Below are 13,109 nucleotides of genomic sequence, written 5' to 3' on the forward strand. Positions count from 1 at the left end.
CTATCACGTCCGCCCGAATGGGATGGTGTAGGGTTAAACCATGTCCCGTTGCCGACCTTTCCCCATCTGGTGCTACAACTGTAACCTCGTGTCCTGCTTCAGCCAGAGCATTGGCAAGAGTGCGAATTCCTGGGGAGAAAATACCATCATCGTTGCTGAGCAAAATCCGCATACTACCAGGAGGGGGCAGTTCACAACCTTGTTTCTGATTGTATCATTTTTCCGCAAGACCACCTGCCCAATATGGTTACACAGTTACAATTAGGGCAGACAACAGCAAAAACTAAAGCCTTTTTCAGCAGTTTACCAGAGCCTCATTCAGGTAGAAAATAACATTAAACCTAGCGATAGCCAGTATTTTTTTTTGGAGAAGATAAAACTAGGGGAAAATTGCCCCACAGGGTTGCACTAAAAGTAGCCAAAACCGCATTCACGTGTGCATTCACATGTTTAGTTCTTTTTTGCCAAATTGCTTATTATTACAATGGCTAATACCACAGTTTCCATTGTACTTAAAAACAGGATTATAATTCCATGGTTAAATAAAATTTCTAGGTTTTGAACTATTATAAATGCCAGTATACACAGCACGAAGTTTGAGACAGTGCCGGTTAGAATGTAGGGGCTAGCATGTAGTGTTTAAAAGCACAGGGTATAAAAATACCAAGAAAATAGTTTAATCCCCTGAGAGGAGAAAGGGACAATCTTCTTAGTGTTTTTTGTCCCCTCCTCCGGACAATTGTAGCCACGGAAATCCCAATCTCCGCAGAAGCAACAGAAATTTTCGGGGCTAAGAAAACACTATTCCCTGCCCTTTCCGAGACAATATAAAGGGTAAAAAATCGGGCTTCTTTTGCAGCTAATTAACCCATGTAAAACCCTTTAGGCGACGGCCAGACTCGGCCAAAGAACTAGCATAATTTACTGGCTAGCATCCCTCCTCCCCAAATCATAAACAGCACAACATACAACGGCAAGAAGGCCTAGACTTATACACCAATTTTCTCCCAAACCAACAGCCACTAGCCAATTACAAAAAATTCCAACAATCAGAAAGGGAATTACACTCATAAGAGACGCCAAAAAAGCATTTTGTGACTCCCTAGCCCTACGAGTGCGCTCAAATTCCGTTTTAGAGGTGTATAGGAAACCCTCGGCAAAATTAAACCACCTTTCTAGGGTGTTAATGACAAATTCCCGAAAACTAGCAAAGGCAACATATAAAGCAAGACACCAAAGACAACTACCGGCAAAAAGGGCATTATTAATCTCCATTTGGAAGGGAATATACCACATAATATCATTTCCAACTCAGCAGTTAGGGGGTTGAAGTCATATTATACGCCCTGGAGTTGGTATTTTGGGGTTTAGGGGGTAGGCTAAAGGGGTGAGATGTAGGGCTTTATAATCATAAACCTATCTAGAGAGAGAAGGTGGTGGTCCATAGCAATACACATGTTAATCCTACGTCTTGTCCGTTTTACCACCAATAGCCGTGCCGAGGACACTTGATCATCTGCGAGGGTAATATCTACTTGGTCTTTGAGAGGCACGATATTGTCTTTGCGCCAACCGCCATCAGCAGTAACCACTACCCCCGCCGTAGCATAACTTAGCCTTTTCCTGAATAAACCCACCAAATACCACCCAATCAGTGGCCCCCTAAATACCCACGCCATCGCCCTGCCTGACCTCCAACTGTTTGAAGACATTAGCAAAAAGACAAACTTCTTGATGTAGCTGAGCATAGGTAAGAGTAGGCGTATCTCCTGGTTCACCTTCCCAGATAATAGCCGCCTTATTTTTTCTATGACGGGTCAAATGGCGGTCTAGACAGTTATAGGAAACGTTAATTTTGCCCCCCGATGAACCATTGGGCAAAGGGTGGTTGCCATTTCAATACCTTTTGACACGGCACCAAACCATCTCTAAGTTAGCCAATTCCCCCAAAAAGCTTCTGGGTAATTTAAGGACTTCTCATAAGGTCCCCGACACTGTGCCAAGGAAGAAATGTAAGCCTGTTGGCTGAACCGGGCAGGTGGAGCAAACAGAGTTTTTTGGTGCAGGACAGATTCAATCTCGGACACAAGTGCAAGCCGAACAATAGAGAATATGCTACCACCCACTGCTGCGCTTCTGCTTTCAGGACGGCTATACTCACTAAAGTCGCAAGACCCTGCTGAAGCTGGCAACTATAGCCACTGGAAAACTGGAATGATTCAAAGGGGTATGGGTGCAAGTAGACTACTCAGTTGACAACCCCAGGGCATCTATGTGTTCCACAAACTGGAAGGGTTCTTCAGAAGTACCTTTGTAAGCAACACCATCATACTCTAGAACCACAGGGTTGGCGTTGGCAGGTTTTTCACTGGGGCTCACTTGCCTTAGTCGTGCCCAATATTGGCTACCATTGCCCACATCATTAATGAGCAAAGGATAGTCATAGTTTCCTACCCTGAATCCACTAAAAACGACCTTGTGGCCAATATTCGGTTCAAGCTTCTTCTGAGGTGTTCCCTTGGAAGTATTGTAACTATAACGGCGGTAAGCAACCAGCAAAATCTAGCCCTTCTTTATTTCACCGACAATAGCCTCGTTGGTCCAAGCGAGAACCCCTTCTCCTGGTTGCCAACGGCGATAGGCAGTGCCAAAAAAATTTGTAGCACTCTCACAGCTGTCCTTTGTTGCGTACTTGTAGGGATGTCTTGATTAAAACTAGCAACTACTTCTGGAAAGTAAAGGGGGAAAACTGTCTGGTTGGCTGGGTCTTTACTAGCTTGAGCCTGTGCTTTTTTGACAATTCGGTAAAACCAAGAAAGCTGCTTAACTTCTTCAGGGACATTTTTGGCAGGATCCCCCTGCACTTGGTCTAGTTCTTTCAATCGGCCATGCATAGTCACCAACTTAGGCTCACCATTGGCTAGGGCTGCCAAGATGACTGTCAGAATCGAGGTATCATAGAAACCAACAAGTCCCATATCCTTGACATCAGGAGCTTCTTAGCGCTCATCATTCTGCTAGTAATGGCATATTTCGCACCACACAGACTTCTTCTCTGTGGTCCCATGACAACGTGCCTTTCCTGATTCTTAAATTACTCAGAATCATTCTCATTGTTGATGGGTCTACCGGTCTGCCATACTTATTGGGGGTTGGTACTAGAAACTTGGTCGCCTCCACCACCCGAGAGAATTAAAATTGCGCCCAAGCAGTGCCAATGGCAGTAGACAAAAACAATCCGGCTGTTATGCAAACTGATATGCCGCTCCCATTCGTGTTGCTCTAAACTCAATTGACTCAGATACACGATACTGGTATTGTGTCACAGAATCTTTTGTAAAATCTTAAGGAATAATTAAAGAAAACAAGTTATAAATCTATAGTTTTTTCACCCCATGCCCTCAATTTCAGTGGATGAAACCATTGGGAACTGGTTAATCGAAGTGCATGTTCCTCTGGACTTTTGAGTTACTTACAGGCACATATCAAAGGCGACTACACTAGTATTGGGCTAGGCATAGACAAATTATCAAGATGGTAGTAACACAAGAATTCTTAGTATAGAGGTCTAATTTCTGGAGCGGTTGGGAGTGGGTTTTGAGAGTGTATACAGACACTCACTCTTCGTTTCTTGATTGAAATTTGAAGATTTAATCTGGCTTCCCGTCTGTAGGTATAGCTTTCCACCACGCAGATTACCTACTCCCTCAATAGACAACTCTGGCATGTTCTGTATTGATTGTCTAGGAATCCTGAACTCTGAATTGGAAATCACTTCTGCCCTCACCAGATATTCAAAACTAGCCTCGACAGAAGCCCCAGGACCTTCCGACCTACCGCGCGATCGCACCAAGAGGGTGATAGCTTTGGGGTTATTGGGAACCTTTTGAATAGCCACAGTAGAGGTGGAATTATCTTCCATGGGCTGATTACTGGTAACCTTGCACTTACCTTGTTGTTGCCAAGTGCCGACAAACCCGTCCCGCAGGTCTCTTGCCATTGCCCAATTGTCTATCCCCCCGCCCATGAAAATTGCCCCCACCAGACAAGTGCGCAGTACCGGACGGCCAACAGAGTAATATAGAACTTTAATGTGTGCCATTGACCCAAACTATTCAGACTGATAATGGTATCTTATCAAATGGCATTGACACAAACAATCCCTGCCGAGTTCCAGCAATCTCTACCCCCGAAGAGAAGTAAAGATTTGTTTAAATGTAATTGGTTCTAGTATGCCCTTACTGCCTAAACTGTCCAAAACTCGAGCCCCTTGGTTTTGTGAAAACTGACACGCTGTTGTACAAGATATTTCAGATTTTCCCCAGCTTGGTGTTTTAGTTTTTGGCTCGCCCTGTCGTATCTGGCCGTTTTGATGGCATTTTTGTTCCACCTGACAGTGTCATGGATGCTCCAATAAACCTAACTTCTACCATGAGTTCATCGGCCAAATTTACTTTTATTTGAAACAGCAGAAGCCAGTACAGGATTGGGTAGCAGTAGCAATTTTTCCCAGTAGGGCAGTGGATGTTAAAAATCTTGCTCCCTTCCCCTAAGAAATGGTTGATAGTGGCAGACTAGTGCAGATTTATCTGGACCAGTTACCAAAGGTCTCCTCGCCTTTGGGATGTTGCGGTTGATTACCCGTCCAGGGGAAGAAGCGATGGCGGCAGTGGATGAAATAGGAGTGGAGGTCATGCTGGAGTTCGTGGAGACGATTTTATTGTGCTTTCCGGGGTCGAGCAGAGAGGAGATAGAGAGGATGTTTACACTGGACAAGCCACGGCATTTACTAAGGGGACAGACAGGAAGGCCCCTTGGAGGATGGGAAAGAAGGAGAAACGAAGTTATTGACAAGGCTAATCCCCCGTAAGTTTAGCAGTATTGACCCGAATCGGGTTAACCAAATTAATTCTCTCCCCATTCCTCAGTTGGCAAACTTCATGCCTCAGGACGGAATAAGGACTGAGCCGATTGGCTCAAAGACAAAGAAAGAGGAAACGCCCGCCCATGCCCGACTAGTCGATAGGGGAGCAGGCTAAGAAAATGAACGGCCGAGAAAGCAACCAAGGTGAGATGTCCATGCCGCTTAACTGGTCGGGGAGAGGGCTGCCCGTGAAGCAGCCGTACTATTTAACTGCCTTTTGTTCAACAGGCGAGGAGGTAACAGGCAGCTGAGTCTGACTGCGTAAATAGGCAGAAATAAACATGTCCAAATCCCCATCCAAAACATCGTAAACGGCGGAGGTTTCCACCCCCGTGCGCAAATCTTTCACCAGCTGGTAGGGGTGAAATACATAGTTTCTGATCTGATTCCCCCAGGCTGCCTCTACTATATCCCCCCTGATTTCCGCAAGCTCTTTAGCCCTTTGCTCCTCCAGAATAACTAATAGTTTTGCCTTCAAGATAGCCAAGGCCCTTTCCTTGTTTTGGGCTTGAGAGCGCTCTTGTGCACATCTAACGGAAATACCCGTTGGAATATGCACAACTCTAACAGCCGTCTCCACCTTATTGACATTTTGTCCCCCCTTGCCACCGGCGCGAGAGGTGGTTATTTCTAGGTCCTTTTCTGGTATCTCCAAATGTATTACATTATCCCCTAAATCCGGCATCACTTCCACACCGGCGAAGCTAGTTTGTCTCTTGCCATTGGCGTTAAAGGGTGAAATCCGCACAAGACGATGGGTGCCTTTTTCCCCCTTCAAATAGCCGTAAGCGTATTTACCTTTTATTTCAATTGTAGCTGACTTAATTCCAGCACCATCGCCCTCAGATATATCGGTGAGGGAAACACGGAAATTGTGTCTCTCCGCCCAGCGGGTGTACATCCTCAGCAGCATTTCCGCCCAATCCTGGGCATCAGTGCCACCAGCACCGGCATTTATAGTTAGGATGGCATCCTTGGCATCATGGGGGCCACTGAGCAATCTTTCCAACTCCCATCTGTCGAGGGAGGCAGACAGCTGTTTCAGATTGGCAAAGGCCTCTGCCAGCAAATCATCATCCCTCTCTGTTTCCAGCAGCTCTATAATAGCCCTAGTGTCCTCTAGGACGGTTTGCCACCCATTGACCTGTTCCACAACGGACTTCAGCTCATTTAACTGTTGTAGGAGCTTTTGTGCATCCTCTCTATCCCAGAAATCGGATCTACTGGCCTGATACTCTAAGTCGGCTATTTGTGCCTTTACAGTGGCCAAGTCAAAGACAGTCCTGGGTTTTCCCCAGTCGCTCGCTTACAAGGGAAAATTCTCTTTTCAGTTCAGATAATTCCATAATTGTCGCTGACTGTTGGCTTACTAACGGGGAAACTGTCAGAGGATGTGGCTTCCCGCCAAAAACACAGCCACTGCCACCGGATTGTACCACATTATCAACCTCGTGTCAACCAGCCCTCCCCTCCTGCTCAAAAAGAAAAGCATTCCCAGCGTTGGGGGCATAAAATGGATAACAATGACAAGAAAAAAATGAAAGTGGCCTAGGCTTATGGTTTTTAAGGCGAACCCGATAAAATTCGGCACTGACGGTTGGCGGGGGGTGATAGCCGCCGATTTCACCTTTGAAAGGGTGGCTCAGGTTGCACCGTTGTGCGCCCTGGTGTTAAGGGAGTACAATCCAAATAGTAACCTAGTAGTGGTGGGTTATGACAGGCGCTTCCTGGCAGAAGAGTTTGCCAGGGTGGTGGCAGAAAGTTTACAAGAAGCCGGATTTGATGTATTACTATCTCGAGATTATGCCCCCACGCCGGCCTTCTCCTGGGCCGCCAAAGAAAAAAAGGCGTTGGGGGCATTGGTTATAACTGCCAGCCATAATCCCCCTAAATATTTAGGCCTGAAGGTCAAAGGTAGTTTTGGGGGTTCTGTAGGAGAGGAGGTTACAAGAAAAATAGAGAATCTTTTACACCAGTCACCACAGGTACAGTCGGCTTCTGGGGGCAGTCTAAATATCTTTGACCCCTGGGACAGTTATTGTCAACAGTTGCGGCAACAGGTAAATATTGATCTCATTACCGAGGCTATTGACTCTGGAAAAATCAAAATCGCTGCAGATGTAATGCATGGTGCTGCTGCCAGCGGTTTAGGCCGTCTTCTTGGTAAAGATATTATTGAAATCAATAGTAATCGAGACCCTCTGTTTGGTGGTGGCGCACCTGAGCCACTTCCCCGCTATATAACTGAATTATTTAATACTATGAAGCAATTGGCCCAGTCATACCCCCATAGTATGAGGGTAGGGTTTGTATTTGACGGGGATAGCGATCGCATTGCCGTGGTAGATGGGGAGGGGAACTTTTGTAGTACACAGTTACTAATACCTATCCTCATGGAACACTTAGCAGTGAGGAAAAAAGGCAGTGGCGAGGTGGTAAAAACCGTCAGTGGCTCAGATTTAATACCCAAGGTAGCCCAACTGTTTAATCTGCCAGTCACCGAAACAGCAATAGGGTACAAATATATTGCGGAGAGGATGTTAAGTCATAAGGTGTTACTAGGGGGAGAGGAATCCGGCGGTGTGGGTTATGGGCACCACATCCCAGAAAGAGACGCACTCCTTTCCGCCCTTTACCTGTTAGAAGCTATGGCAGAATCAGGCCAGGACATCAGACAGTTGTACGACAATTTGAGACAACGGGTGAATTTCTTTTCCGAGTACGATCGCATTGATTTACCCCTAGAAAGCCTAGAAGAGAAAAACCGCCTTCAGCAACTTCTTACAGACAATCCTCTAACAGAAATTGCTGGCAAGAAAGTGATAAACCTCCAAACCCTGGACGGTTATAAGTATCGTCTTGAGGACAACAGTTGGATACTCTTTCGTTTTAGTGGTACAGAGCCTCTATTGCGTATCTACTCAGAGGGAAGCAGTAGGGGGGTTGTAGAAGAAAATCTCCATTGGGCTAAACAATGGGCCACCGAAAAGTAGACCTACAAAACTCTCTCCTTATTAAATCCCTTATTCCTCCCCTTTTTCCTGTTTCTCTCCTTTTTTGCTCTCTTTTATTTCTGATAAATTTTACTAATTTAGGAAGAATTTTATAGCCACATTATTTTTAAAAATAAAAATGCTAAGTTAAATTTTTGATTTTGGTAGTTTATATCATAGCCTTTTATGTTGATATTATGTGGGCTATGTCATTTGTAGCCGAGATGATTTTCCAGGAAAAGGGTGGGCTAAAAACATGATTAACTTACCAAATTTAATCACTACAATCAGAATAACTTTGGTACTGCCACTGGTGTTGTTATTGTACCAGCAGTCCAGTAAAACATGTCAATGGTGGGCGTTAGGAATTTTTTTGTTGGCTGCGGCTACAGACTGGTTGGACGGTTATATAGCAAGAAAATGGAATCAAGTCACAGAAGTGGGAAAATTTTTAGACCCCCTCTCCGATAAAATACTGGTAATAGCCCCCCTTCTGGTACTAGTTGAACGCAGACAAATACCAGCTTGGGGAGTGTTTATCATAGTTCTTAGAGAGATGATTATTGCAGGTTGGAGGGTGAATCCCCAGTTAAAGAATCAACAGCAGATTAGTGGGGCATCCTCGTGGGGCAAAATAAAAACCGTTAGCCAGATAGTGGCCATTAGTTTGTTGTTGGCGCCCTTGGCAGAACTACATTGGACGGGGTTAATATTTTTTTGGATATCAGTGGCCTTTACCGTGGTTTCTGGCATCTTATATCTGTTACCACAATCCACAACAGTAGGGGAATAAGAAAAGAAAAACTATGGAGAAAATTTCTGTTTTGGGTCTAGATATAGGCCTGAAAAGAATTGGGGTGGCCGGCTGTGACGGCCTAGGATTATTGGCAACGGAATTGACTACAATTAAACGGGCCTCCTTTATGGAAGACGTGGAAAAAATTAGGGAAATTGTTAAACAAAGAGGGGTCACTCTATTAGTAGTGGGCATTCCTCTAACCATGAGTGGCGAAATAGGCACACAAGCAAAACAAGTGATGAAATACGCCAGAAGACTGAGTAAGGCCCTGAATTTGCCCCTCGAATTTGTAGACGAAAGACTCACATCAGTGGAAGCAGAAGAGCAACTAAAAAACAGTAAGAAATATTCCATTTTCAAAAAAGAACTAATTGACAAAAAGGCCGCTGCCATTATCCTTCAAGAATGGTTGGACAACAGAAGGAGGAGAGAAACAAAAGAGAAAGAGGGGAATGGGGATTTGGAGCAATGGTAAAAGAGAATACGGCAAAAAATCCGAAAAAATTGAATAAAAGGGGAATAATCGGTTAGAATCAAAACCGAAATCAAACCCTATTAGAAAAACGGAGGAGAGGACTATAAATACAACCACATTCAACCCGGCACTCAAAGAAAACTGCCAGGAGACAACCCCACAAACCGTCCTGGAAATAGTTGGCGGCAAAACCCTCAAAGGGGAAGTGAAAGTCAGTGGGGCAAAAAACTCCGCCCTGGCACTAATGGCGGGCACTCTTTTGTGTGAGCAAGAGTGTCGTCTCCACAATATCCCTACCCTAGTAGACGTCAAGACTATGGGACAAGTATTGTCCTCCTTTGGCGTCAAAATCAAAAAAAATGGCCCTACCTGGGAATTTGACCCCAGACACCTCACCACCACAAAAGCCCCCTATGAATTGGTGTCCCAACTAAGGGCTAGTTTCTTCGTAATAGGACCAATTCTAGCCCGCCTGGGACAAGCACAAATACCCCTGCCGGGAGGCTGTGCCATCGGCTCACGTCCAGTAGACCTACACGTACGCGGACTACAGGCGATGGGCGCTCATGTTACAATAGAACACGGGATGGTGAACGCCACTGTCAAGGGAAGACTAAAGGGGGCAAAAATATTTCTGGACTACCCCAGTGTGGGGGCTACAGAAACCATAATGATGGCCGCCACCCTAGCAGAAGGAGAGACAACCATTGAAAATGCGGCCAAAGAGCCAGAAATAGTGGATTTGGCCAACTTCTGCAATTCTATGGGGGCGAAAATAACCGGTGCAGGCACTGACTGTATTGTTGTTCAAGGAGTAAAAAAACTACACAGTGCCGAACATACAATTATCCCCGATCGCATAGAAGCGGGCACCTTTTTGGTAGCTGGTGCCATCACCCAGTCGGAAATAGTGGTAACTAACCTCAACCCCGAGCACTTGGGAGCGGTGACAGCTAAACTAAAAGAAATCGGCTGTCTAGTCCAACAGGAGGACGAGAAAACCCTACGCACCATCCCTGGCACCCTTAGAGGCACTGACATCGAAACACTACCCTATCCCGGCTTCCCCACAGATATGCAGGCACAATTCATGGCACTATTAACCATTAGTGAGGGCAATAGTATGGTAACAGAAACCGTATTTGAAAACCGTCTGCGACACGTGGCGGAACTAAAGAGGATGGGAGCCAATATAAGAGTAAAAGGCAATTCTGCCCTCATCTCAGGGGTGCCACGTTTGTCCGGTGCGCCAGTAATGGCCACTGATTTGAGAGCCTCCGCCGCCCTGGTGTTAGCCGGCTTGGCCGCCGATGGAACTACCATTGTACAAGGACTGCAACATCTGGATCGGGGTTATGAGAATCTGGAACTAAAATTCCAACAGTTGGGAGCACAAATCCGTAGAATCCCCTACTGTTAATACCTTTGTATTTTAAGAAAAAACAACACAACGGGTCTGGGACTTTTCACCCCCCGTTTTTGCCCTTTTGACACTCTCGTGATCCTAATGACTCCTTCTGTTGTAACCTGTAAGCTAATATAGAAAATCCGGTGTGGGGACAAATTATGGCAATTCAGTTACAGCAGGCTATCGCCGTCGGAACCTACATATTAAAACAAAGACTACAAGGCAAAAAACGCTTTCCCCTGGTTTTGATGTTAGAACCCCTATTCCGTTGTAATTTGGCCTGTCCCGGTTGTGGGAAAATCCAACACCCAGTGGAAATCCTAAAAAAACACTTGACTCCCGAAGAATGCTTTGCCGCGGCAGAAGAATGTGGCGCCCCTATTGTGTCTATCCCCGGCGGTGAGCCCCTTTTACACCCCCAAATTGACGAAATTGTAAGGGGTTTGGTAGCCAGGAAGAAATTTGTATACCTGTGTACCAATGGCATTCTGCTAGAGGAGAAACTACACCTTTTTGAGCCCTCTGTCTACCTCACCTTCAGTATCCACTTGGACGGCCTAAAATCTACCCATGACAAGTGTGTTAATAGAGAGGGAGTCTTTGACATCGCCGTCAAAGCCATCAAAAAAGCCAAGTCCCTCGGTTTTAGAGTAACAGTTAATACAACAGTATTTCAGGGAACAGATCCCAAAGAGATGCACTCCTTTTTCGACTTCCTGGAAAACCTGAAGGTGGACGGGATTATGATCTCCCCGGGCTACAGCTATGAGAAGGCTCCCGCCCAGGAATTATTCCTAAAAAGAGAACAAATCAAGGATCTGTTCAGAAAAATTCTAGAACCATGGAAAAATGGCAAAAAGCGCTGGAATTTCAACCATAACCCCCTTTTTCTAGACTTTTTGATGGGAGAAAAAGACTACGACTGTACCCCCTGGGGAAGCCCCTGTTATAGTGTCCTGGGCTGGCAAAAACCCTGTTATTTGTTGGGGGAGGGCTATTATCGCACCTTTAGGGAACTACTGGAAAACACTGACTGGGGAAAATACGGACCTAGGAGCGGCAACCCCAAGTGTGCCGATTGCATGGTACACTGCGGCTATGAACCAACGGCTGCCATGGATGCACTCAACATAGAAAATACCGGGAGGGCTATTACAAGTCTATTCGGTTAAAGTTTTTGTAAACTACTCAGTGTTTGTACATAATGGGGACAGGGGCCAAAACTGTTGGGTATAATGAACTTGATAAAGATTTGATAAAGCTTGTCCCTTTTATTACGCAAGCAAGTTACACACTGCCAACCAGCTTGGATGAGTTTTATGACAACAGTACTCCTTGTTGAGGATAGCATCCCCACCAGAAAAATGATCGCCGATCTGCTAACTAAACAGGGACTTAAGGTGGAAATAGCAGAGGATGGAGTTCAGGCATTGGAAATCCTCCCCACCGTAAGTCCAGACATAGTTCTTTTGGATATAATAATGCCCAAAATGAACGGCTATGAGGTCTGTCGTCAAATCAAATCTAACCCCAAAACAAAGCATTTGCCAGTAATTATTTGTTCCTCCAAGGGAGAAGAATTTGACCGTTACTGGGGCCTAAAACAGGGAGCCGACGCCTATATTGCTAAACCATTCCGAGAAAAAGAACTAATAGCCACCATCAAACAATTCATAAGGAAGTGAGCCTAATACAGGCTACAGAAATTGCCCCTTTTTTTGAGCCGGTTTATCAACGGAAAAACCGCAAAAAACCCACTCTCTCCCCTAGTCCCCATTCGTCCAAAGGAAAAAAAGTAAAATACAATAGAAAGTGGGCCAATGAAAGGGCGAAAAAAAAAATCAACCTCATAGAAATGCCCGGCCTTTGTTCTCCCCCTCTGGCTCGAGACATTTAAAAATACAAAAGGGCTACGTGTCTATATGACAGATAACAAATACTACGAAGAGAGAAATGAAATTGTGGGAGAAGTCCCACAGGGGGTGGAGGAAGTACCAATCCCAGAAGGGGATTTGCATCTCCGCCTGGTAATACCCTCGGGAGAAGAATTCGCTCTGCCGGCAGTGGGTATACGCGAGGTGATACAACAAGAGGTAGGCAAAATAACACCCATCCCCAATGCCTCCCACCTACTTCTGGGTACTATAAATCTCAGAGGAGAGATCATATGGGTGGCAGATTTAGGACAGTTCCTGGGATATAGCCAAATGTTGAACACTGATAGGGGGGAAATCCCTGTAGTTGCCATCGAGGAGCAAGAAATAACCATCGGTTTGGCAGTGGAAGGACTAGGGGGACTAGCATGGATTGACCCGGGACAGGTATTCTTGTCTGGTAATATACCCGACCACGTGATGCCTTTTGTGACGGGACAATGGCAAGATGAAAATGGCAAGAGGATTTTAATTTTGGACCCAGCAGCCATGATTCATTCTGCCCGCTGGGCCGCCTGAAAAGGGTTTAGTTAGGTTTATGATTAAGATGGGAATAAGAAGCATTCAATAAAATAA

18 protein-coding genes are annotated in these 13,109 nt (G+C 45.4%); 10 read left to right on the forward strand and 8 right to left on the reverse strand.

Going from position 1 to position 13,109, the window contains the following annotated elements:
- The 7 genes from IGQ44_04515 to IGQ44_04545 form a co-directional block, all read right to left on the reverse strand.
- Positions 1-172: 5'/3'-nucleotidase SurE (locus IGQ44_04515; protein HIK37237.1), on the reverse strand; the 172-nt coding region annotated here is incomplete at its 3' end.
- Between the two features lie 749 nt (positions 173-921).
- Positions 922-1,296, reverse strand: coding sequence for a hypothetical protein (locus IGQ44_04520; protein ID HIK37238.1), 375 nt, complete (start codon positions 1,294-1,296; stop codon positions 922-924).
- An 83-nt stretch (positions 1,297-1,379) separates the two neighbouring features.
- Positions 1,380-1,679, reverse strand: coding sequence for a hypothetical protein (locus tag IGQ44_04525; GenBank protein HIK37239.1), 300 nt, complete (start codon positions 1,677-1,679; stop codon positions 1,380-1,382).
- Positions 1,663-1,881, reverse strand: a complete 219-nt coding sequence (locus tag IGQ44_04530) for a hypothetical protein (protein ID HIK37240.1) — start codon at positions 1,879-1,881, stop codon at positions 1,663-1,665. The genes IGQ44_04525 and IGQ44_04530 overlap by 17 nt, the downstream gene beginning before the upstream one ends.
- A gap of 363 nt (positions 1,882-2,244) precedes the next feature.
- Positions 2,245-2,559, reverse strand: a complete 315-nt coding sequence (locus IGQ44_04535) for a hypothetical protein (protein HIK37241.1) — start codon at positions 2,557-2,559, stop codon at positions 2,245-2,247.
- A gap of 14 nt (positions 2,560-2,573) precedes the next feature.
- Positions 2,574-2,978, reverse strand: a complete 405-nt coding sequence (locus tag IGQ44_04540; GenBank protein ID HIK37242.1) for a hypothetical protein — start codon at positions 2,976-2,978, stop codon at positions 2,574-2,576.
- A gap of 590 nt (positions 2,979-3,568) precedes the next feature.
- A complete protein-coding gene (locus IGQ44_04545; GenBank protein ID HIK37243.1) occupies positions 3,569-4,000 on the reverse strand; it encodes a hypothetical protein in 432 nt (143 codons plus the stop codon).
- A gap of 439 nt (positions 4,001-4,439) precedes the next feature.
- On the opposite strand from IGQ44_04545, the gene IGQ44_04550 reads away from it, so the two are divergent.
- The 3 genes from IGQ44_04550 (at position 4,440) to IGQ44_04560 (ending at position 5,039) form a co-directional block, all read left to right on the forward strand.
- Positions 4,440-4,553 (forward strand): DUF2887 domain-containing protein, encoded by a 114-nt coding sequence (locus IGQ44_04550; GenBank protein HIK37244.1) that lies wholly within the window; start codon positions 4,440-4,442, stop codon positions 4,551-4,553.
- 80 nt (positions 4,554-4,633) lie between these two features.
- On the forward strand, positions 4,634-4,870 hold the full coding sequence (locus IGQ44_04555; GenBank protein ID HIK37245.1) for a hypothetical protein: 237 nt from the start codon (positions 4,634-4,636) through the stop codon (positions 4,868-4,870).
- Complete coding sequence (locus IGQ44_04560; GenBank protein ID HIK37246.1) at positions 4,848-5,039, forward strand: hypothetical protein; 192 nt, start codon at positions 4,848-4,850, stop codon at positions 5,037-5,039. Before IGQ44_04555 ends, IGQ44_04560 begins: the two co-directional genes overlap by 23 nt.
- A gap of 87 nt (positions 5,040-5,126) precedes the next feature.
- On the opposite strand, the gene prfB is transcribed toward IGQ44_04560, so the two are convergent.
- Positions 5,127-6,270, reverse strand: a protein-coding gene (gene prfB, locus IGQ44_04565) for a peptide chain release factor 2 (GenBank protein ID HIK37247.1) whose coding sequence is annotated in 2 segments (ribosomal slippage) — positions 5,127-6,197 and positions 6,199-6,270 — 1,143 coding nt in all. Because the reading frame shifts where the segments join, the coding sequence is not laid out codon by codon here.
- Between the two features lie 210 nt (positions 6,271-6,480).
- On the opposite strand from prfB, the gene IGQ44_04570 reads away from it, so the two are divergent.
- The 7 genes from IGQ44_04570 to IGQ44_04600 all read left to right on the forward strand — a co-directional run bounded on the left by IGQ44_04570 (position 6,481) and on the right by IGQ44_04600 (position 13,052).
- Complete coding sequence (locus tag IGQ44_04570) at positions 6,481-7,917, forward strand: phosphoglucomutase/phosphomannomutase family protein (protein HIK37248.1); 1,437 nt, start codon at positions 6,481-6,483, stop codon at positions 7,915-7,917.
- A 259-nt stretch (positions 7,918-8,176) separates the two neighbouring features.
- Positions 8,177-8,710, forward strand: coding sequence for a CDP-diacylglycerol--glycerol-3-phosphate 3-phosphatidyltransferase (gene pgsA / locus IGQ44_04575; GenBank protein ID HIK37249.1), 534 nt, complete (start codon positions 8,177-8,179; stop codon positions 8,708-8,710).
- Between the two features lie 13 nt (positions 8,711-8,723).
- The gene (gene ruvX, locus IGQ44_04580) at positions 8,724-9,191 is read left to right on the forward strand and encodes a Holliday junction resolvase RuvX (protein ID HIK37250.1); all 468 of its coding nucleotides are present in this window, start codon (positions 8,724-8,726) and stop codon (positions 9,189-9,191) included.
- Positions 9,192-9,360: 169 nt separating this feature from the next.
- Positions 9,361-10,611, forward strand: coding sequence for a UDP-N-acetylglucosamine 1-carboxyvinyltransferase (murA, locus tag IGQ44_04585; GenBank protein HIK37251.1), 1,251 nt, complete (start codon positions 9,361-9,363; stop codon positions 10,609-10,611).
- A 146-nt stretch (positions 10,612-10,757) separates the two neighbouring features.
- Positions 10,758-11,771, forward strand: coding sequence for an adenosyl-hopene transferase HpnH (gene hpnH, locus IGQ44_04590; protein HIK37252.1), 1,014 nt, complete (start codon positions 10,758-10,760; stop codon positions 11,769-11,771).
- 147 nt (positions 11,772-11,918) lie between these two features.
- Positions 11,919-12,284 carry a response regulator gene (locus tag IGQ44_04595; protein ID HIK37253.1) on the forward strand — a complete coding sequence of 122 codons (366 nt, stop codon included), beginning with the start codon at positions 11,919-11,921 and terminating at the stop codon, positions 12,282-12,284.
- Between the two features lie 237 nt (positions 12,285-12,521).
- A complete protein-coding gene (locus IGQ44_04600; protein HIK37254.1) occupies positions 12,522-13,052 on the forward strand; it encodes a CheW domain-containing protein in 531 nt (176 codons plus the stop codon).
- The last annotated feature ends 57 nt before the right edge of the window (positions 13,053-13,109 follow it).

Source organism: Geminocystis sp. M7585_C2015_104, assembly GCA_015295805.1.
Classification (GTDB): Bacteria; Cyanobacteriota; Cyanobacteriia; order Cyanobacteriales; family Cyanobacteriaceae; genus DVEF01.

Excerpts from the sequence above, each read along its gene's own strand:
- IGQ44_04520 (HIK37238.1), bottom strand. The coding sequence starts at position 1,296 with ATGTGGTATATTCCCTTCCAAATGGAGATTAATAATGCCCTTTTTGCC.
- IGQ44_04525 (HIK37239.1), bottom strand. The coding sequence starts at position 1,679 with ATGGCGTGGGTATTTAGGGGGCCACTGATTGGGTGGTATTTGGTGGGT.
- IGQ44_04540 (HIK37242.1), bottom strand. The coding sequence starts at position 2,978 with ATGGGACTTGTTGGTTTCTATGATACCTCGATTCTGACAGTCATCTTG.
- IGQ44_04545 (HIK37243.1), bottom strand. The coding sequence starts at position 4,000 with ATGGCAAGAGACCTGCGGGACGGGTTTGTCGGCACTTGGCAACAACAA.
- IGQ44_04570 (HIK37248.1), top strand. The coding sequence starts at position 6,481 with ATGGTTTTTAAGGCGAACCCGATAAAATTCGGCACTGACGGTTGGCGG.
- ruvX (HIK37250.1), top strand. The coding sequence starts at position 8,724 with ATGGAGAAAATTTCTGTTTTGGGTCTAGATATAGGCCTGAAAAGAATT.
- hpnH (HIK37252.1), top strand. The coding sequence starts at position 10,758 with ATGGCAATTCAGTTACAGCAGGCTATCGCCGTCGGAACCTACATATTA.
- IGQ44_04595 (HIK37253.1), top strand. The coding sequence starts at position 11,919 with ATGACAACAGTACTCCTTGTTGAGGATAGCATCCCCACCAGAAAAATG.
- IGQ44_04600 (HIK37254.1), top strand. The coding sequence starts at position 12,522 with ATGACAGATAACAAATACTACGAAGAGAGAAATGAAATTGTGGGAGAA.